This window comes from Streptococcus orisasini (genome assembly GCF_001431045.1).
Classification (GTDB): domain Bacteria; phylum Bacillota; class Bacilli; order Lactobacillales; family Streptococcaceae; genus Streptococcus; species Streptococcus orisasini.
Genome location: NZ_BCLE01000020.1, coordinates 17,573 through 42,614 on the forward strand (window position 1 = coordinate 17,573; position 25,042 = coordinate 42,614).

Here is a 25,042-nt window from a genome sequence, read left to right on the forward strand (position 1 = left end):
AGTATATGAAAACAATTTATCTAGCAGGAGGCTGCTTTTGGGGTGTTGAAGGTTACTTTGACTTGATCGACGGTGTTGTGGAGACTCGTGTGGGATATGCTAATGGTCAATCTGAAGTGACGTCTTATGCTTTGATTGATGCCACAGATCATGCGGAAACTGTCGCTGTCACTTACGACCCGGAAGGTATCACACTGCGTGAGCTGCTCCAGCATTATTTCCGCATTATTAACCCTTTCTCCATCAATCGTCAAGGCAATGATATCGGCCGTCAATACCGCACAGGTATTTATTACACGGATGAGAGTGACAAGGCCATTGCGCAAGAAATGATGCAAGCCGTTAGTCAAAAAAATGAAGGTCGCCCTCTAGCTGTTGAGTTAGAGCCCTTACGTCACTTTATAGATGCTGAGGACTATCACCAAGATTACCTCAAGAAAAATCCCAACGGCTACTGCCATATTGATTTATCCTTAGCTAAAGTACCTATTGTAAAAGGTGAATAAAGACTGATTTGCTAGTTACTAAATAAAAACCAATTAGAGCCCAACAACTGTGAGGCTCTAATTAATTTAAAGATTTTTAAAAATATCAAAGTCATTAGATTTGAAACATTCAAAAAACCGAACATCTGTCCTAGAAAATTGATTCTAGGATAAGATTGTTCGGTTTTTCTATTGCTTTATTACCATTTCTACACTTTTTCAAGTCTTAAACTGTGAGGTACTTGTTGTGGAGTAGTTACTTGCCAATAAGTCTAACCTATTTCATTGTAGGGAATAGCAAGACATCGCGGATAGTAGTTGTATTTGTTAAGAGCATGACTAAACGGTCAATACCGATGCCCAGTCCGCCTGTTGGCGGCATACCGTATTCGAGGGCTTCAATATAATCGTAGTCGATACCTGTTGCTTCATCATCTCCCAATTCTTTGGCAGCTGCTTGAGCCTTGAAGCGTTCCAATTGGTCAATTGGATCGTTTAACTCGGTAAAGGCATTGCCGTATTCATGACACATGATAAAGAGTTCAAAACGATCTGTGAAGCGTGGGTCATCCGCATTTTTCTTAGCTAAAGGTGAAACCTCTACTGGATGACCATAGACAAAAGTCGGCTGAATAAGCGTTTCTTCGACAAATTCTTCAAAGAAGGCATTGATAATGTGACCGACAGAAGTGTAGTGCTTCTCAAGGGGCACATTTTTTTCTTGAGCTAAGGCCTGTGCCTCTTCCAGCGTCATTGGCTGCCAGAAATCGACACCTGTTACTTCCTTGATTAAATCAACGATGTGTGCACGTTTGAAAGGCTCATTAATTTTGATTTCCTTGCCTTGATATTCAATAGCACCATCACCCTTGACGGCCTTAGCAACATGCTGAATAATGCCCTCAGTTAAATCCATAATATCTTCGAAATCAGCATAGGCTTGATAGACTTCAATGGATGTGAATTCAGGATTGTGAGTAGCATCCATGCCCTCATTACGGAAAATACGGCCGATTTCATAAACACGTTCCATTCCGCCAACAATCAGCCGTTTGAGGTGGAGTTCGGTAGCAATCCGAAGTACCATATCCATATCCTGAGCATTGTGGTGGGTGGTAAATGGTTTAGCAGCAGCACCGCCAGCTTCATTATGGAGAACAGGTGTTTCCACTTCTAAGAAGCCAAGGCTATCAAGATAACGGCGGATTTCTGAAATAATTTTTGAACGAGTTATAAAGCGATCGAAACTTTCACGATTGGAAATCAAATCAAGGTAGCGTTTGCGATAAATGGTTTCAACGTCAGTCAAACCATGGAATTTTTCAGGAAGGGGCCGAAGTGCTTTAGACAGATGAGTGATATGTGTTGCCTTGATAGAGAGCTCTCCCATATCGGTGCGCATAATCTCTCCCTCAACGCCTAGAAAGTCTCCAATATCAGCTTTTTTGAAAATCTGATAATTGTCATCACCGACAGTATCTTTACGGACATAAATCTGAATTTGACCTTCACGATCCTGAAGATGAGCAAAACCAACTTTACCTTTGCCGCGTTTGGTCATGAGACGGCCGGCAATAATAGCAGTCTTGTTAATGTCATGCAATTCTTCTTTTGTTTTGTCAGCGTATTTTTCTTTTAATTGACCAGAAGTAGCAGTACGCTCAAAACGTTTGCCAAAGGGATCAATTCCCTGTTCAGAAAGAGCAGCCATTTTTTCACGGCGGACAATCTGTTGGTCGTTTAATTCTTCTGTGTGTTGATTTGACATGTTTTCCTCCAAAAAGTTTTCCTATTTATTTTACCATAAAATAAGAACATGTGATATAGGAAAATCTGCGAAAAATGCTTTATTGCTGATAAAAAGTTAAGAATGTTCAAAGGTAAGCTTAAAATAAGTTGACATCAAAAGGACTAAAGAGGTATAATAAAGTAAAATAATTGTAACATTATAGAAATCTTATTGTTAATATTTCCGCTTTTTTCATTTTAATTATTAGTAATAAGATTAAAATGAAAAACAGATAGTGGCAATTTTTGGAGGTTTATCAATGAAGAAAAAACATCTTTTTGGCAATGTCATGATGCTGGGCGCTCTTATCTTGCCAATAGCAGTGCAAACAAGGGCAGCAGCTAATGACTTTTATGCCAATCAAACGAACGCCCAGCGGGCTGATATCACCAATTGGGTGGCTAGTACTCCGGAACAAATCAGCAGCAACATCTCATCTCAACACATCAATGTTAACCATTTAAATGGTGAACGTTATGTTATCCAGTGGGGTGATACTCTTTGGGGAATTTCACAGGCAACAGGTATTTCTATTCAAAAGCTAGCCTACGATAACCATATTACCAATATTGATTTGATTTATGCGGGTGATGTGCTTATTCTCAAGCGTGATGGCAGAGTGCCTTCGACTTATACTTATAAGGGAACTGGCTATTACTGTGCAAAGACCTCTGTTACTATTAATAATTTTTACCAAGAAAATAATCTTGCTGTTATTGTCAATAATACGTCTTTCTATGAAGATAATCATATTGAACACAATTACCCTACTGATAATCATAAAGACAGCAAGTCTGCAGATGAAACAAAGACTTCTGCTACTACTGAAACGTCTTCTAAAGATACTAAAGATAGTTCGTCGGTTGCTAAGAAAAAAGCTGGTAATGCTCAAAGCTCTTCTTCAGACAAAAAAGATGCTTCTAAAGCAGGCACTCATGAAAAAACACTGGAAGATACTGTCTATCAGGATACGGTTCAAAAAGAGATTAACAAACTGCTTGTAAAAGAAAATCTAGATGATCAGATTGACTTTCTTTCCCATGATCCAGAAAAAGCCGACACAACTGACGAGCAAGAAGATTTAGAGCCAACAAACTTATATAATGAACAGCAAGTGCTGCAGGTGAGCAATACAGAGCTCACTGAAAAAGGTGCTAAAGCAGTAGCCAAGGTGATTTATGAACAGTTAAGAGATGATCAACTTCTGGAAAAATTGCTTGATGCACAAGCTGTTCAATTAGAAGTTAGTGCAGAAACTGAAACGAAAATTCTCTTTAATGTAACTCTTTATGACAAGGCTGAAACAAGCCAGGATAACTCACTGAAATCTGATAACAAAGATGATGTTGATGCTCCGGTTGATAAGGTCGAAGATGATACATATTCTTCAACGGAGGCAGAAACAACTTCAAGTGAAGTAAGGTCAAATGATGTGGAATCACCAGATTATTCTACAGAATCAGATAGTGATTATTAAGAGTAATGGGAGGAAATGATGACAAAACGCAGACTAATAATAATGCTAAGCGCAGCTCTTCTCGTTCTTCTCATTGGCGGCGGCAGTTTTTACTATTATGCCAGTCACCATGTCGAAAAAATGATTCCAGGACACGCTTATCGCTATTCCAGTGTTCTTAAAGGAAAAGAAAATAATCGTGTGATGTATGTTGCTTTTTCGGAAAATAGCGACAAGGCTGTTGTTACACAAAATAAGACTGAGGCTGTAAAGGCCGCTCGGAGTAGCCAAGAGTTTGATAAAGTATATAAGGATCAAAGTAAGAAGGCGGCTTGGAAATATAAAGCAAGCGGCAGCAAATTGACACTTGGCAAAGTAGAAGGGAATCAGCTTTCTCAATGGCAATATAACAGCGTGTTAGCTTTTGGCAAGCATTTCACTTCTCGCAGTTTTACTTATCAGATTTTTGAGGCTGGTCAGGGACAGGTAAAACAAAAAATGCGCTTTGAACAAATTGATTAATTATGAAAGTAGGATAAAAATCGATGACTTACAACAGTAAATTTGATTTTTATCCGCTTTTTTATTTTTTGGCAAAACTATCATGATAATTTGAACTAATTTGGCAGCAAATTGTTTAAATAAATACATAATAGAAAAGCTTTGAAAATTCTTTAAAAAATAGTATAATTTTTTAGGATTACAATTTAGAAAGACTGACTTATGATTAGTGCTATTGTTTTTGATGTTGACGACACTATTTATGATCAACAGGCGCCTTATCGGATGGCTGTAGAAAAATGTTTTCCTGATTTTGATATGGCTCAAATCAATCAGGCTTATATCCGTTTTCGCCACTATTCTGATACAGGTTTCCCGCGGGTGATGGCTGGAGAGTGGAGCACGGAATATTTCCGCTTTTGGCGCTGTGAGCAAACTTTATTGGAGTTTGGCTATCGGCAGATTAGCGAGGATGAAGGAAATCATTTTCAGGAAGTTTATGAACAGGAACTTGATCAGATTACCATGCTGGATGAAATGCGCCTGACTCTGGATTTTCTGAAAGAAAAGAATATTCCCATGGGTGTTATCACTAACGGTCCGACAGAGCATCAGCTGAAAAAGGTGAAAAAGCTGGGACTTTATGATTATGTTGATCCTAAACGGGTTTTGGTCAGTCAGGCGACGGGTTTTCAAAAACCGCAGAAGGAAATTTTTAATTTAGCTGCTGAACAATTCGATATGGATCCGGATACGACCTTGTATGTTGGAGATTCTTATGATAATGATATTATCGGTGCGCATAACAGCGGCTGGCATTCTATGTGGTTTAATCATCGAGGCCGCCGTTTGAAGGCCGGGACAAGACCTGTTTTTGACTTGCAGATTGATTCTTTTGAGCAGCTTTATGGAGCGGTAAAAGTTTTGTTTGACCTGCCCAGCCATAAATTTATTTTTGATACAAATGACCGCAATAATCCTGTTTTACAGCTAGGAATCAACAATGGTCTTATGATGGCAGCTGAGCGTCTTTTGGAAAGCAATATCAGCATTGACAAGGTTGTTATTTTGCTTAGGCTGGATAAGAATCAGGAAAAAATTCTGCGTTTAAAATATGCTAAATAGTAAAAAAACATTTGGAAATTCTACTAGTTTCCAAATGTTTTTTACTGTTACTGAAAGTTTTGAAAAACTTTTAAGGAAAGAATGTCATTGAGCTAGTATCAGGCTTCTCTCTTTTTTAGAGCAGTCTTTTTATAAGAAGTATCATTCCAAGTAATCAGACTGAACTGTTTAAAATCAGCTGTTTCTAAAATGGTAACACTGGCATTGTCAAGGCCTCCATTGCGGCGTAACTGTGCTTGTTCATGTCCCAAAAGATACTGGATAGCAGCAGTCAAGGTGGCTCCATGGCCTACCAATAAAATATTTTCTCCCTGTATATCCTTAAGCGACTTAACAAAATTAGAAATGCGATGCGTTACACCATAAACAGATTCGGCATCAAAGATGGAATTATTAAACTGAGCGAGATTATGACGGAAGGCCTTCATTTGCTTGGGATAGATAGAGCTGACCAAGCTGATTTTTTGGCCTTCCAGCCTGCCAAGATTCCATTCTCGCAGGGTTTTAGTGTAGATAATATCTGTTGGATAGGCATTTTCCCGAGTGATAATTTGACTGGTTAATTTGGCTCGTTTCAAATCACTGGAATAGACTCTGTCAAATTTAATGTCTTTTAAGTAGCGTCCTAAGTCTTCCAATTCCTTAATAGAGCTCTTTAAAAGCGGCGAATCACCGCTGGAACCTTGGAAACGGCCTTCTAGATTCCATTGCGTTTTTCCATGTCTGATAAAATATAATTTCACGATTTCTATCTCTTTTCTGTCTAATTAGTTATTTCAATACCAAAAGGAAAGAGGCTGATGCCAGCCATTTTTACCGATTGTATAGCAAAAGGTATTCCAATAATAGTAATGCAAAGAAGAACAGCGCTGGCTAAATGCAGCATGGCCAGTTCCCAGCCAAACAGTAAAATCCAGATGATATTCCAAAACAAGCTGAAAAAACGGCTGGAAAAAACAAGATTTTTTCCAAAGGGAAAAAGACCAAAAGAGCCGATTTTAAAACATTGCAGTCCAAAAGGTATTCCAATAACCGTAATGCAAAGCAAGAATCCTACTGTATACCAAGCAATGGCTGCCCAGAGCCCTGAGCAAAAGAACCAAATAATATTTCCAAGTACTTTCATTTTTACTCCTTAATATCAGCAAATTGAGCATGGACAAAGTCAGCTAAGATTTGGCTGTCAATGCGGATGGAACGTCCGACTTCACCAGCTGACACAATCATTTTTCCTTTTTCGAGTGCACTGTGGTCAATGTAAATAGGAAAGCTGTGCTTTTGCCTAATGCCAACAGGATTATTCGCACCGTGAACGTAGCCAGTTGTTTTTTGCAATTCCTTTTGCGGAATCATGCTAACTTTTTTGTTGCCAGATATCTTGGCCAGCTTTTTTTCGGACAAATGTTCTGTAATAGGAATAATCCCTATGATAGGTCCGCTTTTATCACCCCTCAAAGCCAGAGTTTTAAAAATATCGTCTTTCTTAATATCCTCTGGTAAATTTCCTTCTAAGGCATTGAGTGCCAAGCTGTCATGGTCTATTTTTGCTTTATCTAAAATCTGATCAACCAAGGTTTTTTTCAATTTCTTTTTTTTACTCATTTGTATTTTTCCTCAAATTTATTCATCTGAAAGCCCAAATAACAACAACCTAATGTTCCAGTAAATATTCTAAAGATACAGAAAAAGAACCATTCTAAAATACCGCCATTCCTGCAAGAATAAAGAAGAGAACATTTTTGACAAAGACTTTTGATAGATGGACTAAAAATGAAAACAGCTCTAAAATGGAAGCGAGTACTCTGCCTGAGACACAGGTAAAATAAAACTCAGAATGATGATAACACTTGTAATTAATCTTGTTATCTAGAAAATCATGATTTCCTTCCAAATAAAATATATACCTTCTCATTATATCACTTTAAAGCTGATTATAATAGGCTTGAACTAAATCTAAGAAGTTTTTTGCGGAATAATCGCTGGAGAAAAAATCTGCAGCAGTAGTTCTCCAGTAGCTGTCTGGATCTTGATGGTCTGTTCCACCCAAATAAGCTGACACCAACTGATGTGTCCAGACAGTCCCTGAAGCGTCTTTTTGTCCCAGAGTAACCGGCAGCTGGTATTTTTTAAGCATGACAGCTGTATAATAAGCAGCATTTGCTAACTGCTTAGCGAAGTCTTCCCCGCTGTGCTCACGTATCATTTCAAACTGTAGATAATAAGGATTAGCCTTGGGGCCAGCTCCTTGAGCCATGTAGCGATCATCGGCGATTTGCAAAATGCTGTCTTTGTCAACAAAACTGTGAACAAAGACTCCTGCTGATTTGTAATTCTGCTTCATATAAGAGACCTCGCTCTGAATAGAAGAACGGTCATTTCCAGTATCATGAATGATAATCCCCCTCGGCTGTGCAGACGCTCCAAAGTAAGCTTGCTGTTTAAACTGTTGGTCAATGGCTTGGGTAATTTCAGCATGAGGATAATTTAAAGAAGCAATGTACTGATTGACAGCATTGGTTTGCTGCAGCTGAATATTTTTAGCATCAAGATAGTAACTGCGTCTCTTTAATTTTATTTTAGCCAAGGTAACTTGTTTGCCCTTTAAGGTCGTTAAAAAATAACCCTCCACCTGCACAGTGGTATTTTGCTCCAGCCTATTTGCAGCTAAATCAAATAAATAGGGATAGAGAATTGGTGAAGACTCGGTGGAAACAACCGCCGTCTGCTTGACCTCATAAGAAGCAGAAACATGAAAGCGATGCTGATATATAAAAAAAGCAAATCCCAAGAGAAGAAGCAGAAGCCCTGCAAGAACTGGATAGTTCATCCGTCTTTTCTTTTTACGCTGCTGTCTGCGCCGCCTTTTAGCAGAAGATTGTCTTTTCCTTTTTCGTTTTTTAACCATATCACTATAATAACACGATTGCTTTAAAAAAACTGCAATCAGGAAAAGGTGCAGCTCTATCTTATTTTTAAATAAAAAAAAGAAAAAACGGAATTTTAATCCCGCTTTTTCATGAAATCTAATAAAGTTTTGTCTGCTCTTCTTTAGCCATTTTTCTTTTTTGGCAAAAAGAACTGCGGTTGACTTGGTACTAAAACAAGAAGGACAAGGATAACCGCTAAAAAGGTAAAGAGTCCTGCACTGCCATTGACTGTAAAGGAATACCAAAAAGGAGACATGCCTTTTGGTGCATAATTTCCCCAAAAGATAAATCCTGCGACATAATGACAAACATATCTGGTGAAGGTAGCAGCAAAAGCTCCAATAATAGCATAGAACAGAGCTTTAGATTTATCACCTTTTTTAAGAGACTGCTGAAAAGGATTTTGAACGAGACCAGCCAGCCCCATGCAGAGAAAGGCAAGAATGTACTCAAGGATAACTTGTGAAAGAGCCAAATAGTAAACTTTTGCCAGAAGAAAATGCAATAAGCCCCAAAGAAGCCCAGATAAAATGCCGTATTTTGTCCCTCTTCTCAAGGAAAAAATGATGAGTGGAATCGCTCCGAAAGATGGTGTAAACCAACTGGCAAAATCGGGCAGGAGTGATAGGACCATGGCTAAAGCAGCAGCCAATGCAGCTTCAACAAGAATGACAGAATTTTTAGTCATAAAAAGACTCCTTTCATTCAAGGAGTCTGCATGTGTTAATTATCAAATTAGTCACATCCCCACGCTAGTGTTAACTAGATCAGGTCCATAGGATTTTGCCAAAGGCAATCTCAGCTAGAAGCACTCCTTGTGATATTTTATTAAGTACATTATATGATGGAACAGGAAGGCTGTCAAGCTTATTCAGCTACTGGACCGAATAATTTTTCATAGGTTCCTTTGGTATCTTTATTGACAGCGATTTGATTGAGATCCAGTTTATTTTTAAAACCTTGAATTTGTCCCTGAGAAGTGTATTGGTGCAAATCGTAATTTAATTTAGTTTTAGGAACTGCTTCAAAATAACCTGAATCTGTGCCGTAAGTAGGAATCCAAATAGCATCAAAGCCCTTGGTAGAAATACTGTGCTCTTCCATAAAGTAAGTACCAATGTAGATGCCGATATTTTCAGCTCCAAGGCGTTTTAATTCATCACGAAAAGCCTTGACTCCTTTATTCATATCGGACATGGTCTTTTCCTCAACATCAAGCCAATAGAATGTCGGATTATAGGGCAAAGCATTTTTATAAAAGGTCTTTGCTTCAGACTTCATTTCTTTGATGTTAGAGCCGCGAACATAAGCATAGACTGCTACTGGAATGCCCCGTTTCTGAAATTCTTCAATATGTGTCTTAAACGATTTGTCAACTCCGGAGCTGTGGGCAGCATTGTTTTTTTTAGCGATACCTGAGCCTCCCTGAACGCGGATAATAGCACCTGAGATGTTATTAGATAAGGTATCATAATCGATTTCGCTGGGTAGCTGCCAGCCGGAAATATCAATAATCGGATTAAGAGTAAAGGTGTCTTCATCTGAATTTGTTTTGGCTTTTTTTGCAGTTTGTTCAATTTCTGGAATTGATTTGCGGGCGGCAGCTAATTCTTTCTGCCGTGCATTTTCGGAACGAATATTGCCTAAAACTAACAATAAACCGAACAAGCTGAAGAAAACCAGAACAAAGACAGGTTTAATTCTTCTTCTCATCTCCCTTATTTTAACGTAAAGTTTAGAAAAAAGCAAAATATGTCTATTTCGGACTATTTTACATAACTAGATAAGCAAGTGATAGAATGAGAAACATCAATTTTTGTTCAGTGTTTTAATCAGCATCTGCCGCCTAGTCGGCTTTAGCTAAGCAGCAAGAGCAGTTTTGTATCATACCAAAGAATATCTTGACAAGAAGAAGGACAATAAGCTAAATTAGAACTTGTAAAATAATATTGATCAAGTCTGAGGATACTATGCCGCTTAAAAAAATTAGCCGTGTTGCTATTTTGTCAGCATTAGCGATTGTTTTGCGAATGGTTTTTGCTGCTTTACCTAATATTCAGCCCATAACTGCCATTTTTTTAGTATGTGCCGTTTTTTACGGCTTTTGGGAAAGTTTTCTGATCATGTTTGCAACGATGCTGGTTACTAGTTTTTTACTGGGGTTTGGGCCTTGGGTTTTAGGTCAGATTATTAGTTTTGGCAGTGTTCTTTTTTTGTGGAAATTTCTTTTTTACCCCATGACAAGGTCTTTACGATTTGGTAAAATAAACGAAGTTCTTATTCAGGCACTTTTTGCAGGTCTAATGGGCATTGTCTACGGTCTTGTTATTGACACTTATTCAGCCTTGTTGTTTTCTGCTCCGCTGCTAGCATATGTACTGGCAGGCATGAGCTTTAATATGATGCATGCTGTTTCGACAGTATTCTTTTATCCCATTATTTTATCAATTTTTAGGAGATTAGTATCTAATGAAAAAATTATGTAAACTTTTACTGATAACAGCCACTGTTTTTCTCTTGGCAGCCTGCAGCAAGACTGATAAGAAGACAAAACTAGCTGAAGAAAGGCATGTAAGATTAATTGTCAAGACTGGCTCAGATAAAACCGATGAAAAAGTTTCCTTTAAAAAAGGGGCTACTGTTATGGATGTGCTGAAAGCTAACTACAAGGTTAAAGAAAAAAATGGCTTCATCACTGCCATTGATGGTTTAAAACAGGATGAAAAAGCTGGGAGATACTGGATGTTTGATGTTAATGATAAGCTGGCTCCCAAAGCTGCTGATAAGATGAAAGTCAAAGACGGGGACAAAATTGAGTTTTATCAAAAAGTTTATAAGGACAAAAACTAAGTAATCCTAGTTTGAAGAAAAAGTCTTTTTTGATATTTCCTTAGGTGATGGCGGACAGCAGCGACTCCCTGCGGGATTCCAATGCCTAAATTTTGAGCCGGGAGTCTCAAAATTTCCGAGTGCTAGAAATATTGTAACATAGGCATTTCTAGCACTTTCATCACGGCGGAAATATCAGGGTTATGCTAGCTTAGCTTACAAAACAATAATCACTAACTGTGTTTTTCGAAAATTCCACAAGATAATTTTTGTTGATTTTGGGAGTTTGTCTATAGTCTGAAACTAAGTAATCCGTCTGTTTGTCACCTATTTTAAAAACAAGGCTGCAAGTCTGCGGCTTTAAAGATTAAAAATCGATTCATTACGCCAGAAATCACTCATTTCTGGCGTTTTTGCTACAGCGGAAAGTATCTGGGCCAGGCTCGTTCAATTCGCCTTTTTTCTTATAGATTGTGAATTGATACTATCCTAAGATGTGTGTGCTTGTGAAATGCTAACTATAGAGTTTGTCTACAACCTGACCTTTTCTAAGGAAAACGGATCCTTGTCTTGCTCTTTTTCCTTATGAAAGCGCACTAATACTGAAGATTTTATTTACTTTTTTCCTAAAAGTGATATGATAGAAAATATCAATAAAGAAGGGAATTGCTTTTCGTGACCGTCAGTAAATTAGAGAGTAGAAATGATAAAGAGGCCATCGCTGAAGAGATTGGCGTTCTTACTGAATTGTTGGATGATGTTACTAAGAAAATGATTGGGCAGGATAGTTTTAACAAGATCAATCTCTTAAAAAAACTGTCTGTTGAAGAAAAACATCAAGACTTGGAGCAAGAAATTAAGCAGCTGAATAATGATGAGATGGTAGTTGTTTCACGCTATTTTGCCATTTTGCCGCTTTTGATTAACATCTCTGAGGATGTTAACTTGGCTTATGAGATCAACTATCAAAACAATAATGCCATTGATTATCTTGGTAAGATATCAGCAACGATTGATTTGGTTGCTGGACAGGACAATGCCCAGGAAATTTTAGAGAAGGTCAATGTTGTGCCGGTTTTAACAGCCCATCCAACTCAGGTGCAGCGTAAAACCATGTTGGATCTGACTAGTCGTATTCATGAACTTTTGCGCAAGTACCGTGATATCAAGACTGGATCTATTAATAAAGAAAAGTGGAACGATGATATGCGCCGTTATGTTGAGCTTATTATGCAGACGGATATCATTCGTGAGAAAAAGCTCAAAGTGACAAATGAAATTACTAATGTCATGGAGTATTACAATTCCTCTCTGATTAAGGCTGTTACCAAACTCAGCACCCAGTACAAGCACTTGGCTCAGCAAAAGGGCATTGATGTAGAAAATGCTAAGCCAATCACTATGGGAATGTGGATTGGCGGTGACCGTGATGGCAATCCTTATGTAACAGCTGAAACTTTGAAAATATCTGCCCTTGTTCAGAGTGAAGTTATTTTGAACTATTATATCGGCAAGCTCTCAGATTTATACCGAACCTTTTCTCTGTCTACCAGCCTATCCACAATCAGTGAAGCGGTAAAAGAGATGGCAGCTCGCTCGACGGATGTGTCAATTTACCGCGAAAAAGAACCTTACCGTAAAGCTTTCCATTATATTCAGTCAAGATTACAGGAAACCTTGGCTTATCTGAAAAGAGGAGACTTTGCGAAAGCTCCAGCTGATCCAGAATCCGCCGAAGAACAAGGCATTCTTCCTTATCAAACAGCTCAGGAATTTCGAAATGATTTAGAACTCATTAAAGATTCCCTTTTAGAAAATAATGACTCTGCTTTGATTACTGGTGATTTGACCGAAGTGCTTCAGGCAGTTGATGTTTTTGGTTTCTTTTTAGCTTCTATAGATATGCGCCAGGATTCCAGTGTTCACGAGGCCTGTGTGACAGAACTCTTGGCTTCAGCTAATATCGTGCCAAATTACAGCAGCCTGTCTGAAGAAGAAAAGTGTCAGGTCCTGCTGCATCAGTTATTAGAAGATCCTCGAATTCTTTCAGCTACCCATGTTGAAAAATCTGAACTCCTTCAGAAAGAATTGGCTATCTTTAAAACAGCCAGACAGCTAAAAGATGCCCTTGGGGAAGATGTTATTAAACAGCACATCATTTCACATACAGAAAGCATTTCTGATATGTTTGAATTAGCAGTTATGCTTAAAGAAGTCGGTCTTGTTGATACAGAAAAAGCACGTGTGCAGATTGTTCCTCTCTTTGAAACGATTGAGGACTTGGATAATTCTAGAGAAATTATGAAGCAATACCTTGATTATGACATTGTTAAGAAATGGATTGCTGCTAATAAAGGTTATCAAGAAATCATGCTTGGCTATTCTGATTCTAACAAAGATGGTGGTTACCTGTCTTCTGGCTGGACGCTGTATAAGGCACAGAATGAATTGACAGAAATCGGTCTGGACAAGGGTGTGAAAATTACCTTCTTCCATGGCCGTGGAGGAACAGTCGGCCGCGGAGGCGGTCCGTCTTATGAAGCTATCACTTCTCAGCCTTTCGGCTCTATTAAAGACCGCATTCGTTTGACAGAACAAGGTGAAGTCATCGGCAATAAATATGGTAATAAGGATGTCGCCTATTATAATCTGGAAATGCTGGTTTCAGCTACCTTAGACCGTATGGTAACCAGAAGAATCGTTGACGCCGAAAATTTGGTTGGTTACCGTCTGATTATGGATGAGGTCGTAGCAGACAGTAATGCTGTTTATCGTGACCTTGTTTTTGGCAATAAGCATTTCTATGATTATTTCTTTGCTGCTAGTCCGATTCGGGAAATTTCCAGCTTGAATATTGGTTCGCGTCCAGCAGCCCGTAAAACTATTACTGAAATCAGCGGTCTGCGTGCCATTCCTTGGGTATTTTCATGGTCGCAAAACCGAATCATGCTTCCTGGCTGGTACGGTGTAGGCTCAGCTTTTAAGCATTTCATTGATAAAGATGAAAAGAATCTGGCCAAACTTCAAGAAATGTATCAATCTTGGCCTTTCTTCCATTCTCTTTTGTCTAATGTTGATATGGTTTTATCAAAATCAAATATGAATATCGCTTTTGAATATGCTAAACTGTGTCAGGATGAGAAAACCAAAGAGGTCTTTAATATCATTTTGGACGAGTGGCAACTGACAAAGAACATCATTTTGGCTATTGAAAATCATGAGCGTCTTTTAGAAGATAATAATTATCTGCAAGCCAGCCTTGACTACCGTCTTCCTTATTTCAATGTTTTAAATTATATTCAGATTGAATTGATTAAACGTCAGCGCCGTGGTGAGTTGGGTGAAAATTTGGAGAATCTGATTCATATCACGATTAACGGTGTTGCTACAGGTCTGCGCAATTCTGGTTAAAATAAAGGCCTATTAGTGCAAATATTTGATGCTAATGAGCTGAAGATATCAAGGATAGTAGGGCTATCAGGGTAAAGACGCAGTTTTTGCTGCTTTTATACGGTCTAAGACCATAACACGCTAGAATTGTCAAAAGAGCAGTTTTAAAGAAAAGAGTGTGAGTTTACAGTTCTCCAATATTTTGGTGTGTGTCTCCACTCTCTTTTCTTTGTTTTAAACTTAAAAGATGGTATAATGCTAATGTTAGAATTGTAAGGATAATTGAGGACAACTTATGAAAATTGATAAGCGGCACCTGCTGAATTATTCAATATTATTACCCTATCTGATTTTATCAGTCCTAGGGTTAATTATTGTTTATTCAACTACCAGTGCCAATTTAATTCAGAATGGCTTAAATCCTTTTCGCTCAGTTATAAACCAAGGTGTTTTTTGGATTATCAGCTTGTTTGCCATTCTTTTTATTTATCGGCTGAAATTAAATTTCTTGAAAAACAGCGGCGTTTTGACCATTGCAATGATGATAGAAATTGTACTGCTAATCATTGCCCGCTTTTGGACTCAGGAGGTTAACGGGGCGCACGGATGGATTGTCCTTGGACCGATTAGCTTTCAGCCAGCGGAATATTTAAAAATCATCATGGTTTGGTTTTTGGCCTTTACCTTTGCCAGACGGCAGCAGGTTGTCGAAATTTATGATTATCAGGCCTTAACCAAGCGCAAGTGGTGGCCGAGGCAGCTGAGTGATTTAAAGGATTGGCGTTTTTATTCGCTGGTTTTAATCTTTTTAGTGGCAGCGCAGCCTGACTTGGGCAATGCGACAATTATCGTTTTGACAGGAATTGTTATGTATTCGGTCAGTGGCGTTGGCTATCGCTGGTTTTCTGCTCTGCTGACAGGAATAGTTGCCTTATCGGCTGTTTTCTTAGGAATCATCAATATGGTCGGTGTCAAAACTATGAGCAAAGTTCCCGTTTTTGGCTATGTTGCTAAGCGTTTCAGTGCCTTTTTCAATCCATTTAAGGATGTCACAGATTCAGGGCACCAGTTGGCTAATTCATACTATGCTATGAGTAATGGCGGCTGGCTGGGACGCGGTCTAGGCAATTCAATTGAAAAGCGGGGTTATCTTCCGGAAGCTCAGACAGACTTTGTTTTTTCTATTGTTATTGAAGAATTGGGCTTGATTGGTGCCAGTTTGATTCTGGCCTTGATTTTCTTTTTGATTTTAAGAATTCTTCTGGTTGGCATTAAGGCTAAAAATCCTTTTAATTCAATGATTGCTCTGGGCGTTGGCGGCATGATCCTCATGCAGGTATTTGTCAATATCGGCGGAATATCAGGACTCATTCCTTCGACTGGAGTTACTTTCCCTTTCCTATCGCAGGGCGGGAACAGTCTCTTGGTTCTTTCGGTAGCCATTGGTTTTGTTTTAAATATTGATGCCAATGAGAAACGAGAGGAAATTTATCGCGAAGTAGCAGAAGCGCAGCGCGATGACAATGATGTCTTTGTAGCCTCTCAGGAAGAAATTTATGAAGAGCTCTACAGCGAGTGAAAAAATCAAGCAATAATATATATCAAGGATTGAATCTTGTTTTATCGGGATTCAGTCCTTTTATTATCTTTTCATAATTAAATAGAGGCGGTCTGCTTTTTTAGCGCTTTATATCCGCAAAGCAAACGATTAAAACATTAAAAGAAGATTTAGTTCAGGTTATAGACAAACTCTATAGTTAGTATTTCACAAGCACACACATCTTAGGATAGTATCAATTCACAATCTATAAGAAAAATAGGCGAATTGAACGAGCCTGACCCAGATACTTTCCGCTGTAGCAAAAACGCCAGAAATGAGTGATTTCTGGCGTTCGGAGATTTTGAGACTTGGGCTCAAAATCTAGGTATGAAATTCCAAAGGAAGTTGCTACCGTCCGCGCTACCTAAGGAAAGTATCATAACACAATAGTTCTTTTGATAAAAATTGACTTTTTCTTCAGTCTGAGTTAATTTTATTAATAGCGATTTTACGGTTTCTTAGAAAAAAAGATAGCGACATACATATAAAATGCTTGCATTTTTAGTGTAATTTGTTAAAATAATAAGGTAAAGTTAGACTGTATTGCCTACCGTCTATCTATAAAATATATTTTATTGGAGGCTTTTCCTAAATGGCAAAAGAAAAATACGATCGTAGTAAACCACACGTTAACATCGGTACAATCGGACACGTTGACCATGGTAAAACTACTTTGACAGCTGCAATCACAACAGTTCTTGCACGCCGTCTTCCTAGCGCAGTAAATCAACCTAAAGATTACTCATCAATCGATGCTGCTCCAGAAGAACGCGAACGCGGTATCACAATCAACACTGCACACGTTGAGTACGAAACTGAAAAACGTCACTATGCTCACATCGACGCTCCAGGACACGCGGACTACGTTAAAAACATGATCACTGGTGCCGCTCAAATGGACGGAGCTATCCTTGTAGTAGCTTCAACTGACGGACCAATGCCACAAACTCGTGAACACATCTTGCTTTCACGTCAAGTTGGTGTTAAATACCTTATCGTCTTCATGAACAAAGTTGACTTGGTTGATGATGAAGAATTGCTTGAATTGGTTGAAATGGAAATTCGTGACCTTCTTTCAGAATACGATTTCCCAGGTGATGACATTCCAGTTATCCAAGGTTCAGCTCTTAAAGCTCTTGAAGGTGATACTGAACAAGAAGATGTTATCATGAAGCTTATGGATACTGTTGATGAATACATTCCAGATCCAGAACGTGATACTGACAAACCATTGCTTCTTCCAGTCGAAGACGTGTTCTCAATCACTGGACGTGGTACTGTTGCATCAGGACGTATCGACCGTGGTACTGTTAAAGTTAACGACGAAGTTGAAATCGTTGGTATTCGTGACGAAATTCAAAAAGCTGTTGTTACTGGTGTTGAAATGTTCCGTAAACAGCTTGATGAAGGTCTTGCTGGTGACAACGTTGGTGTGCTTCTTCGTGGTATCCAACGTGATGAAATCGAACGTGGTCAAGTTCTTGCTAAACCAGGTTCAATTCATCCGCATACTAAATTCAAAGGTGAAGTTTACGTTCTTACTAAAGAAGAAGGTGGACGTCACACTCCATTCTTCAACAACTACCGTCCACAGTTCTACTTCCGTACAACTGACGTAACTGGTTCAATCGAATTGCCAGCAGGTACTGAAATGGTTATGCCTGGTGATAACGTTACTATCGACGTTGAATTGATCCACCCAATCGCTGTTGAACAAGGTACTACTTTCTCTATCCGTGAAGGTGGACGTACTGTTGGTTCAGGTATCGTTTCAGAAATCGAAGCTTAATCAAAACAATTAAGTTTTCCCAGATAACAATTTAAGTCAGACAACTTATCTTGTAAAAGAGTCTCGTAAGAGGCTCTTTTTTGCTGCTCTTGCCAAGGCAGCTGTATTTTAACAATTTTATTGTGAAGACTTTCATAAAATAATTTCTTAATCTTTCAATCACCTTGAATTTGTGGTAAAATAAACAATGTAAATAAAAATAGAAGAGGTATGTGAAATGTCACGTAAACCAATTATTGCTGGAAACTGGAAAATGAACAAAACAGCGGCTGAAGCTCGCGAATTCATTGATGCCGTAAAAAACAGCATTCCTTCAAATGAGCTTGTTGACACTGTTGTCGGATCACCTGCTTTGTTCCTTGAAGGCATGAAAAAGGGTGTTAAAGATACTGAATTGCAAGTAGCTGCTCAAAACTGCTACTGGGAAGATTTCGGTGCTTTCACTGGTGAAACAAGTCCAGCTGCTCTTGAAGCTTTAGGTGTTGACTATGTTATCATCGGTCACTCAGAACGCCGTGATTACTTCCATGAAACAGACGAAGAAATCAATAAAAAAGCTCATGCTATTTTCAAACACAATATGACACCAATTCTTTGCTGTGGTGAGTCTCTTGAAACTTATGAAGCAGGAAAAACTGCTGAGTGGATTGAAGGACAAATCACTGCTGACCTTAAAGGCTTGAGTGCTGAACAAGTATCTAACTTGGTTATTGCTTATGAGCCAATCTGGGCTATCGGTACCGGTAAATCAGCTGATGCTAACATTGCTGATGAAATCTGCGGTGTTGTTCGCGCAACTGTCGAAAAACTTTACGGCAAAGAAGTAGCTGAGGCTGTTCGTATCCAATATGGCGGTTCTGTAAAACCTGAAAATGTTGCAGAATACATGGCAAAAGAAAACGTTGACGGTGCTCTTGTTGGCGGTGCTTCACTGCAAGCTGATAGCTTCCTTGCCCTTCTTGATTTTGTCAAATAAGCTAAGCAGCTAATCAAAGAGGATAATTTTCTTTCTGCATGCTAGTTTTTAAAACGGCAGGAAGTTCCTTTCATATTAAAAACACTGTTGATTGTATCAGCAGTGTTTTTTTGCAGGAAAAAGAAAGCGCAAGCGCCCTGATTAAGGGCGCTGAAAACTAAAGAAAAAGTCAATTTTTATCAAAAGAATTATTGTGTTATGATACTTTCCTTAGGTAGCACGGACGGTAGCAACTTCCTTTGGAATTTCATACTTAGATTTTGAGCTCAGGTCTCAAAATCTCCGAACGCCAGAAATAAGTGATTTCTGGCGTTTTTGCTACAGCGGAAAGTATCTAGGCCAGGCTCGTTCAATTCGCCTATTTTTCTTATAGATTGTGAATTGATATCCTAAGATATGTGTGCTTGTGAAATGCTAACTATAGAGTTTGTCTACAACCTGGCGCCCTTAATCAGGGCGCCAGGTTGCTTAGCGCAAACAGGCTAGCGTCTTAGAATTTTTTTAAGGGTATTTAAAAACTTGTATTTCAACGGTTTTGGATAGTAGCGGAAGGTTCCCATTTTGCGGACAATGGCACCGTTAAAGTTTTGCTTGAAGCGCAAGACGCCGTCAGAACCGTCAAAAATTCCCATAATACCTAAGAGATTATAGAATGTTATACCGCGTTTAATAGCTTCCAACATGACATGTTCCTGCAGGAGAGCAGGAGCGTAGAATTTATTAAATTCCGGATAAGATCCTGAAAAGAGATAGACAGCTTCTTGAGGTGTATAGACAAAAAGGCTGCCAGCTAAGATAACATCCTGACTGCCATACTTTTCAAGGAGTTCCTGAGCTTCTTGCTTGCGGATTGTGAAGGTATCAAATTGACTGGACAGCTCACGCAACTGATTTTGTTTTTTCTCAGAATGAGGATTTTTTTCAAGGTTAGCCTGAAGCTTAGCAATTTTTGCTCCCAATTTACTTTGATCTGTTTGCAGGTGATCAAAATAATCTTGAAAATTAAGGCTGGCTACCATGAACTCAGCTTGGTCTCCAAAGCTATCGTAGAAGTCTTGATAGTAGCTTAAATCTTTGTCTGTATATTCACGGCGGTTAGAAGTAGCAGAGGTAATTTCCTTAAATAGATGCAGTTCGTCACGTTTTAATTTTCGAAGTTTGGTACCAAAGGTCTTAGCCTTTTTAACCAAAGGACGGCCCTTTTTGCTAAAGGATTTGAGGAGGGTCTGCTCACTTGTGTCTGATAAATCTTTGACGTAATGCCAGTCAGGTTCACCGCCGGGATAGCCGGTTTGAAGGCCATCAAAATGATATCCAAGCTCTGTTAACTGTGTGATAAGCTCTTTTTTTTCGGCTCCTAAAGGCTGTCCATTGCTGTCAAAATGCTGATAGGTATCATACGGTTTGACAAGGAGTTCCAAAGCTCCCTTTTCTTTAACATAGTTTTTAAGTTCTCGATAAAAATCACTCAGGTGATCAGGCTTAGTAATGACAGGACCGCAGTTAATTTCAAAATGACGGCCGCCGGTCATCGGCATGCTGTATAAAATAGCTGAAATTTCAATTTCTTCTTGCTCTTTCCATGCGATATAATCAATATCAAAACCTCTTTTTGAAAGAAGCTCTGCCATTTCTAAAGTTTGCATGAAAGATTTTTGATGGGCTTGCTGAATATGGTCTGCAAAATCATTTTTTGAGATGCTTTGTAAAGACATCAGTGCTTGCTCCTTCGTTTTTTGCGTAGTGTATAAGCAATGTTGGCTAGTTTATAGATCGGACTGACAGGAAGGTTAAATTCGCCGATAAATTCTTCAATTTCAGGTTTAAATTTAGACTTGAAATTGTAGAGTCCGCCGGAGAGGTCGTTTTCAATACCGCCCATATTCTGCCACTTATTGCCTCTTTCAAAGGCGTGGTCAGCTGTTGCAAACCATGTGTAGATGGCTGCCTGGTAACGGCGAAAACTCTCATCCATACCAGCATAAACGTTTTCTGAAGTCCCTCCGAATTCAAGGGACAGGGTACCAGACAGCGGAACGACTTCCTTGCCCGCGTCTAAATGCTCTTTTAAGAAAGTCATTTCATCTGATAGACGCTCAATTTCTTTTTTCGTATTATCAATTTTGCCAGGCTTAACCTTATCACCATAATTAGCCAAGGTCTGTTCAGCCTTTTCCTTTTGGGCTTCTAGTTCTTTTAGGCGCTCTTTTAAATTGAGTGTTGCCAAAGTAATATAAGACTGCTCGGGATAGGTATCCAGAAGTTTTTTGTAGTAATCAATTCCTCTGAGATAAATGCTTTTGCGATCCTCGGTCTTTTTCATAAGAAAGGCAAAATCTTCTAAAAGGTCGTAATCACCGAATTGAACGCGAACGCCCTTATTTTTAGCTGTGCGGATAGATTGGCGGATTTTTTTGGATAGGTTGGCTTCAGAAAAATCTTTAGCATAAATATTAGCCTGAAAACGTGGCTGAATGGTTTCACCCATGTCAGCTGTCTGTCCTAACCATTCACAGCCCAGTTTTTGCAAGTTACTAATGATTTCCTGAGCTTTGGGATTGGTAATTGCCTCCTCATCAACTTGATGATGGTTGAGTAAAATGAAAGGATCAAATTTGATGAAGAGTGCATGTTTGGTCTTAGCATATTTTTTAAGAGAGTTCAATACAAAAGTCAGTAGTGCACTATCCTGATAATCCATAATCGGACCGCGAGGAATGTAGAGCATGGACATCCCCAAAGGTAGAGGTTTAATCAGGACAGCAGCCACAGCCAACAGCTCTTCGTCCTTGTAAAAGCCAATGCGCTCACTTTTCCAGTTGTCTTTTACATGTGCCCAACTAGAGCTTTGCAGGAGATTGGCCTGTTGGCTTTCTTCAACAAAACGATCATGTTCTTTAGCTGAAATACCGATTTTATAAGTGTACATTAGTTTAAAACCCACTCTCTAAGGGCGTAGGCAACGCCGCTTTCTTCGTTTGATTTGGTGATATATTTAGCTATTTTTTTGAGTTCGGGAATACCGTTTTCCATAACAACAGGGTTGCCAACAGCTTCAAGCATAGGGCGGTCATTTTCTTCATCACCGATTGCCATGGTCTCATCTTTGCTGAGTCCCAGTTTTTGTGCTAATTGATTGACAGCAGTTCCCTTGCTGACTTTCTTATTCATAATTTCTAAGTAAAAAGGACGTGATTTAACGATGGTATAATGCTGGTAAAAGCTGGCCGGAATCTTGGCAATGGCTGCGGCTAAAACTTCAGGCTCATCAATCATCATGATTTTAACAATTTCTTTGTCTGCCATCTCTTCAGGAGTACGATAATAAACTGGCATATTGACAAGAGTGGCTTCATGAACGGTGTACTTGCCGATATTTCGATTAGCTGTATAAATGCCTTCTTTAGTAATGGCATGCATATGCACACCTAACTTACGGCTGAGCAGTTCAATGTCAAGGTAGTCTTCATAAGTCAGCGTTTCCTTGACCATGTCTTCACCAGTAGCAGTGTCTTGCACCAAACCACCGTTGAAGGTAATCACATAGTCTCCCTTGTTTCTGAGATTTAGTTCATTTAAAAGATCTGTGACTCCTGCAATGGGCCTACCGGTTGCAATAACAACCTTCACGCCTGCTTTTTTGGCATCTTGGATAGCTGAAAAAACTTCTGGTGTTATTTCGCGTTTGTTATTAAGCAATGTACCGTCAATATCAACAGCAACTAATTTAATAGACATTATTTTTCCTAATTTCTAAATACAAATTTCTACAGACTATCTTACTAAAAATCAAGCTGTTTGTCATGCTGATAAGATAAATTTATGCTTTAAAGCATAACTGTACAGAACTATTAAACTTGATTGATTAGAGAGGTTATCTGTCAGGGATAGTCAAGTGTTTGTTTTTGATATAGCTGGCAAAGGTTTCTTTAGCTTCGACAAACAGGTCGTCTTTGATCAGCATCTCTTTTGGGAAATAAAAGCGCCTGTCGCCATGGATTGTGCCAGACAAGGTATGAACAAGAGGTGAGAGGGTAGATAGCTCGGCGATAGAGCCGTCTTCCTGCAGCATTTCAATTTGAGTTCTTGGATTTTTGACATCCGGCTTGTAGACATCATAAGGTAAATCAAAATTAAGATGAACAGCGGTATAATAATCGGGGTCAAATCCCAGTGATTTAACAATTTTTCTGAGTGTCTCCAAATCATTGATTTTATCTTCGTCAAAAGTTATAGACTTAAAGACCTTCCGGTTAACAAAGCGGCTGGACAAATCAGAAAGAATCTTATCACTGCTATTCATCCATGTTTGAAAATAGGTATTCATCACACCATCATCCAGGCTGAGATAGTCTTCCAGAGTGACTGCATTTTCAAAAAAAGGAATAAGGTGTGGCGATGTAATGGTAAAGAATTCTTTTTCTCTCGGATAGAGATATTTGGCTCGCTTGAGGAGATTTTGCAGCAGTACTTCCATAGCCCGACTGGCCGGGTGGAAATAGACCTGCATGTACATTTGATAGCGGCTGATGATGTAGTCTTCAACAGCATGCATGCCATCTCGTGAAAAGGCAATGCCGTTTTCAATCGGACGGATAACCCGCAGAATGCGAGTCAAGTCAAAGGCTCCATAACTAGCACCGGTAAAGTAGGAGTCCCGTAGGAGGTAATCCATGCGATCAACATCAATCTGGCTGGAAATCAGCTGCTCAACCTGTTTATTGGGATAGGTGTGGTTGATGACACTGGCTACCTTATCAGGAAAATCAAAGGACACCCGCCGCAAAATTTGATTGATTTCGGTTTCTGGACTTAAAATAATCTGCTGGGTGATGGCTTCGTGATCTGTGTTAAAAAGTCTTTCAAAGGTATGCGAATAAGCTCCATGGCCAATATCATGAAGAAGGGCCGCAGCCATTGCCAGCAGCGATTCATCCTTATTCCAGATGTCAGGATACCTTTTGTCAAAAATATTGGTAACACGTCTAGCCAGGTAGTAAACCCCAAGACAATGCGAAAAGCGGCTGTGTTCAGCACCATGGAAGGTAAAGCTGGATGATCCCAGCTGTTTGATGCGGCGTAGCCGTTGAAATTCTTTGCTGTTGATGAGGTCGTAAATGACCTCACTTTCTACAGGAATGTAATTATGAACAGGATCTCGAAATACTTTTTCAATCATAGTTCCATTATAACAAAATTTGTTGGAGATGCCTGTTTTCTAAATGGCAGCAGAAGAAAAAAATCTTTTTGTATTTACGGATTTCTCAATTTGCATTATAATGAATGAATGACAAATAATTTAATACTCCATGCCATCCAGCTGCTTTTACTGGCTCTGATTGTTGGGATTATGGGAACTATTTTATGGCATGCTAAAAAACATAGGATTAATTTAAAAGAAAAATTTTTAACAGGCTTTTGGATTGGCTATTTAACTGACCTGCTTGATACTCTGGGAATTGGGACTTTCGCTACGACAACGACCCTGTTTAAGGCGACCAAATTAGTCGAAGATGACCGCAAAATCCCGGCTACCATGTCAACCGCGCATGTTATTCCTGTCTTGGTTGAAGCTCTTTGTTTTGTAACCATTGTTCAGGTGGATATTACCACCTTGCTCTGCATGGCCGCAGCTTCCTTTAGCGGAGCTTTTGTCGGCAGCCGTATTACTAAGAATTGGAACACCCGGCAGGTGCAGCGTGTCCTGGGAGTTCTGCTGATAATTGCAGCCTTGGTAATGGTTTACCGGATGCTGACCAATCCGGGTGCTGGTATTTCGTCTGATGTCCGCGGTTTGAAAGGCATTTGGCTTTTGATTGGTGTTATTTTTGATTTTATCATCGGTATGCTGATGACTATGGGGCTTGGTAATTATGCACCGGAGCTGATTTTCTTTTCCTTGATGGGAATCAATCCTTCCATCGCTCTGCCAGTTATGATGCTAGATGCTTCTATGATTTTAACGGCTAGTTCCATGGAATTTATCAAATCTGACCGTGTGCATTGGCCGGGAACGATGGGGATTATCATCGGAGGTATTCTTGGCGTTTTGACCGCGGCCTTTTTCCTCAGCAGTTTAGACATTAATAATCTTAAAATTTTGGTTGTTTTCATCGCTCTTTTTACCGGCGGAACTCTGCTGCGTTCTTCCATTATCAAAAGATAAATTGGTACA

General features: G+C 39.2%; 21 protein-coding genes, 2 pseudogenes and 1 riboswitch. Of the genes and pseudogenes, 11 read left to right on the forward strand and 12 right to left on the reverse strand.

Features of this window, described 5'->3' with window-relative positions:
- Positions 1 to 5: 5 nt before the first annotated feature.
- Positions 6 to 494 (forward strand): annotated as a pseudogene (gene msrA, locus SCSH_RS03730) (peptide-methionine (S)-S-oxide reductase MsrA); the annotation flags it as partial.
- A 268-nt stretch (positions 495 to 762) separates the two neighbouring features.
- Here the strand turns inward: msrA and lysS are convergent.
- Complete coding sequence (gene lysS, locus SCSH_RS03735) at positions 763 to 2,253, reverse strand: lysine--tRNA ligase (protein WP_057490556.1); 1,491 nt, start codon at positions 2,251 to 2,253, stop codon at positions 763 to 765.
- Positions 2,254 to 2,533: 280 nt separating this feature from the next.
- Between lysS and SCSH_RS03740 the strand changes: the two genes are divergently transcribed.
- The 3 genes from SCSH_RS03740 (at position 2,534) to SCSH_RS03750 (ending at position 5,356) form a co-directional block, all read left to right on the forward strand.
- The gene (locus tag SCSH_RS03740) at positions 2,534 to 3,751 is read left to right on the forward strand and encodes a LysM peptidoglycan-binding domain-containing protein (protein ID WP_057490557.1); all 1,218 of its coding nucleotides are present in this window, start codon (positions 2,534 to 2,536) and stop codon (positions 3,749 to 3,751) included.
- Positions 3,752 to 3,769: 18 nt separating this feature from the next.
- Positions 3,770 to 4,252 carry a hypothetical protein gene (locus tag SCSH_RS03745; protein ID WP_057490558.1) on the forward strand — a complete coding sequence of 161 codons (483 nt, stop codon included), beginning with the start codon at positions 3,770 to 3,772 and terminating at the stop codon, positions 4,250 to 4,252.
- 201 nt (positions 4,253 to 4,453) lie between these two features.
- Positions 4,454 to 5,356: an HAD family hydrolase gene (locus tag SCSH_RS03750; protein ID WP_057490559.1), complete on the forward strand. Its 903-nt coding sequence runs from the start codon at positions 4,454 to 4,456 to the stop codon at positions 5,354 to 5,356.
- 98 nt (positions 5,357 to 5,454) lie between these two features.
- Here SCSH_RS03750 and SCSH_RS03755 read toward each other — a convergent pair whose 3' ends face one another.
- The 7 genes and pseudogenes from SCSH_RS03755 to SCSH_RS03780 all read right to left on the reverse strand — a co-directional run bounded on the left by SCSH_RS03755 (position 5,455) and on the right by SCSH_RS03780 (position 9,996).
- Entirely contained in the window at positions 5,455 to 6,099 is a 645-nt protein-coding gene (locus SCSH_RS03755; RefSeq protein ID WP_057490560.1) for a histidine phosphatase family protein, read from the reverse strand.
- 20 nt (positions 6,100 to 6,119) lie between these two features.
- Complete coding sequence (locus SCSH_RS03760) at positions 6,120 to 6,482, reverse strand: YccF domain-containing protein (protein WP_057490561.1); 363 nt, start codon at positions 6,480 to 6,482, stop codon at positions 6,120 to 6,122.
- Positions 6,483 to 6,484: 2 nt separating this feature from the next.
- Positions 6,485 to 6,958: a YbaK/EbsC family protein gene (locus tag SCSH_RS03765; protein WP_057490562.1), complete on the reverse strand. Its 474-nt coding sequence runs from the start codon at positions 6,956 to 6,958 to the stop codon at positions 6,485 to 6,487.
- Positions 6,959 to 7,010: 52 nt separating this feature from the next.
- Positions 7,011 to 7,222: pseudogene (locus tag SCSH_RS11360) on the reverse strand (DUF368 domain-containing protein); the annotation flags it as partial.
- A 55-nt stretch (positions 7,223 to 7,277) separates the two neighbouring features.
- Positions 7,278 to 8,261: a peptidoglycan recognition protein family protein gene (locus SCSH_RS03770; protein ID WP_057490563.1), complete on the reverse strand. Its 984-nt coding sequence runs from the start codon at positions 8,259 to 8,261 to the stop codon at positions 7,278 to 7,280.
- A 143-nt stretch (positions 8,262 to 8,404) separates the two neighbouring features.
- Positions 8,405 to 8,971, reverse strand: coding sequence for an energy-coupled thiamine transporter ThiT (thiT, locus tag SCSH_RS03775; protein WP_057490564.1), 567 nt, complete (start codon positions 8,969 to 8,971; stop codon positions 8,405 to 8,407).
- 39 nt (positions 8,972 to 9,010) lie between these two features.
- Positions 9,011 to 9,109, reverse strand: a riboswitch (TPP riboswitch).
- Between the two features lie 41 nt (positions 9,110 to 9,150).
- A complete protein-coding gene (locus SCSH_RS03780; protein ID WP_057490565.1) occupies positions 9,151 to 9,996 on the reverse strand; it encodes a glycoside hydrolase family 25 protein in 846 nt (281 codons plus the stop codon).
- Between the two features lie 257 nt (positions 9,997 to 10,253).
- Here SCSH_RS03780 and SCSH_RS03785 point away from each other — a divergent pair, with 257 nt between their 5' ends.
- From SCSH_RS03785 to tpiA, 6 genes are all read left to right on the forward strand, one after another.
- Entirely contained in the window at positions 10,254 to 10,769 is a 516-nt protein-coding gene (locus SCSH_RS03785) for a hypothetical protein (RefSeq protein ID WP_057490604.1), read from the forward strand.
- Positions 10,753 to 11,133, forward strand: a complete 381-nt coding sequence (locus SCSH_RS03790; protein ID WP_057490566.1) for a DUF4430 domain-containing protein — start codon at positions 10,753 to 10,755, stop codon at positions 11,131 to 11,133. The genes SCSH_RS03785 and SCSH_RS03790 overlap by 17 nt, the downstream gene beginning before the upstream one ends.
- 654 nt (positions 11,134 to 11,787) lie before the next feature.
- Positions 11,788 to 14,523, forward strand: coding sequence for a phosphoenolpyruvate carboxylase (gene ppc / locus SCSH_RS03795; protein ID WP_057490567.1), 2,736 nt, complete (start codon positions 11,788 to 11,790; stop codon positions 14,521 to 14,523).
- 274 nt (positions 14,524 to 14,797) lie between these two features.
- Positions 14,798 to 16,081, forward strand: coding sequence for a cell division peptidoglycan polymerase FtsW (gene ftsW / locus SCSH_RS03800; RefSeq protein ID WP_057490568.1), 1,284 nt, complete (start codon positions 14,798 to 14,800; stop codon positions 16,079 to 16,081).
- 613 nt (positions 16,082 to 16,694) lie between these two features.
- Entirely contained in the window at positions 16,695 to 17,891 is a 1,197-nt protein-coding gene (gene tuf, locus SCSH_RS03805) for an elongation factor Tu (protein ID WP_057490569.1), read from the forward strand.
- Between the two features lie 217 nt (positions 17,892 to 18,108).
- Entirely contained in the window at positions 18,109 to 18,867 is a 759-nt protein-coding gene (gene tpiA / locus SCSH_RS03810; RefSeq protein WP_057490570.1) for a triose-phosphate isomerase, read from the forward strand.
- A 482-nt stretch (positions 18,868 to 19,349) separates the two neighbouring features.
- On the opposite strand, the gene SCSH_RS03815 is transcribed toward tpiA, so the two are convergent.
- From SCSH_RS03815 to SCSH_RS03830, 4 genes are all read right to left on the reverse strand, one after another.
- On the reverse strand, positions 19,350 to 20,582 hold the full coding sequence (locus SCSH_RS03815) for an aminoacyltransferase (protein ID WP_057490571.1): 1,233 nt from the start codon (positions 20,580 to 20,582) through the stop codon (positions 19,350 to 19,352).
- Entirely contained in the window at positions 20,582 to 21,796 is a 1,215-nt protein-coding gene (locus SCSH_RS03820; protein ID WP_057490572.1) for an aminoacyltransferase, read from the reverse strand. Before SCSH_RS03820 ends, SCSH_RS03815 begins: the two co-directional genes overlap by 1 nt.
- The gene (yidA, locus tag SCSH_RS03825) at positions 21,796 to 22,605 is read right to left on the reverse strand and encodes a sugar-phosphatase (RefSeq protein ID WP_057490573.1); all 810 of its coding nucleotides are present in this window, start codon (positions 22,603 to 22,605) and stop codon (positions 21,796 to 21,798) included. Before yidA ends, SCSH_RS03820 begins: the two co-directional genes overlap by 1 nt.
- A gap of 136 nt (positions 22,606 to 22,741) precedes the next feature.
- The gene (locus SCSH_RS03830; protein ID WP_057490574.1) at positions 22,742 to 24,046 is read right to left on the reverse strand and encodes an HD domain-containing protein; all 1,305 of its coding nucleotides are present in this window, start codon (positions 24,044 to 24,046) and stop codon (positions 22,742 to 22,744) included.
- A 108-nt stretch (positions 24,047 to 24,154) separates the two neighbouring features.
- Between SCSH_RS03830 and SCSH_RS03835 the strand changes: the two genes are divergently transcribed.
- A complete protein-coding gene (locus tag SCSH_RS03835) occupies positions 24,155 to 25,033 on the forward strand; it encodes a TSUP family transporter (RefSeq protein WP_057490575.1) in 879 nt (292 codons plus the stop codon).
- Positions 25,034 to 25,042 lie beyond the last annotated feature (9 nt).

Coding starts and splice junctions, on each gene's coding strand:
- lysS (WP_057490556.1), bottom strand. CDS start 2,253: ATGTCAAATCAACACACAGAAGAATTAAACGACCAACAGATTGTCCGC.
- SCSH_RS03740 (WP_057490557.1), top strand. CDS start 2,534: ATGAAGAAAAAACATCTTTTTGGCAATGTCATGATGCTGGGCGCTCTT.
- SCSH_RS03745 (WP_057490558.1), top strand. CDS start 3,770: ATGACAAAACGCAGACTAATAATAATGCTAAGCGCAGCTCTTCTCGTT.
- SCSH_RS03750 (WP_057490559.1), top strand. CDS start 4,454: ATGATTAGTGCTATTGTTTTTGATGTTGACGACACTATTTATGATCAA.
- SCSH_RS03760 (WP_057490561.1), bottom strand. CDS start 6,482: ATGAAAGTACTTGGAAATATTATTTGGTTCTTTTGCTCAGGGCTCTGG.
- SCSH_RS03765 (WP_057490562.1), bottom strand. CDS start 6,958: ATGAGTAAAAAAAAGAAATTGAAAAAAACCTTGGTTGATCAGATTTTA.
- SCSH_RS03770 (WP_057490563.1), bottom strand. CDS start 8,261: ATGGTTAAAAAACGAAAAAGGAAAAGACAATCTTCTGCTAAAAGGCGG.
- thiT (WP_057490564.1), bottom strand. CDS start 8,971: ATGACTAAAAATTCTGTCATTCTTGTTGAAGCTGCATTGGCTGCTGCT.
- SCSH_RS03780 (WP_057490565.1), bottom strand. CDS start 9,996: ATGAGAAGAAGAATTAAACCTGTCTTTGTTCTGGTTTTCTTCAGCTTG.
- SCSH_RS03785 (WP_057490604.1), top strand. CDS start 10,254: ATGCCGCTTAAAAAAATTAGCCGTGTTGCTATTTTGTCAGCATTAGCG.
- SCSH_RS03790 (WP_057490566.1), top strand. CDS start 10,753: ATGAAAAAATTATGTAAACTTTTACTGATAACAGCCACTGTTTTTCTC.
- ftsW (WP_057490568.1), top strand. CDS start 14,798: ATGAAAATTGATAAGCGGCACCTGCTGAATTATTCAATATTATTACCC.
- tuf (WP_057490569.1), top strand. CDS start 16,695: ATGGCAAAAGAAAAATACGATCGTAGTAAACCACACGTTAACATCGGT.
- tpiA (WP_057490570.1), top strand. CDS start 18,109: ATGTCACGTAAACCAATTATTGCTGGAAACTGGAAAATGAACAAAACA.
- SCSH_RS03815 (WP_057490571.1), bottom strand. CDS start 20,582: ATGTCTTTACAAAGCATCTCAAAAAATGATTTTGCAGACCATATTCAG.
- SCSH_RS03820 (WP_057490572.1), bottom strand. CDS start 21,796: ATGTACACTTATAAAATCGGTATTTCAGCTAAAGAACATGATCGTTTT.
- yidA (WP_057490573.1), bottom strand. CDS start 22,605: ATGTCTATTAAATTAGTTGCTGTTGATATTGACGGTACATTGCTTAAT.
- SCSH_RS03830 (WP_057490574.1), bottom strand. CDS start 24,046: ATGATTGAAAAAGTATTTCGAGATCCTGTTCATAATTACATTCCTGTA.
- SCSH_RS03835 (WP_057490575.1), top strand. CDS start 24,155: ATGACAAATAATTTAATACTCCATGCCATCCAGCTGCTTTTACTGGCT.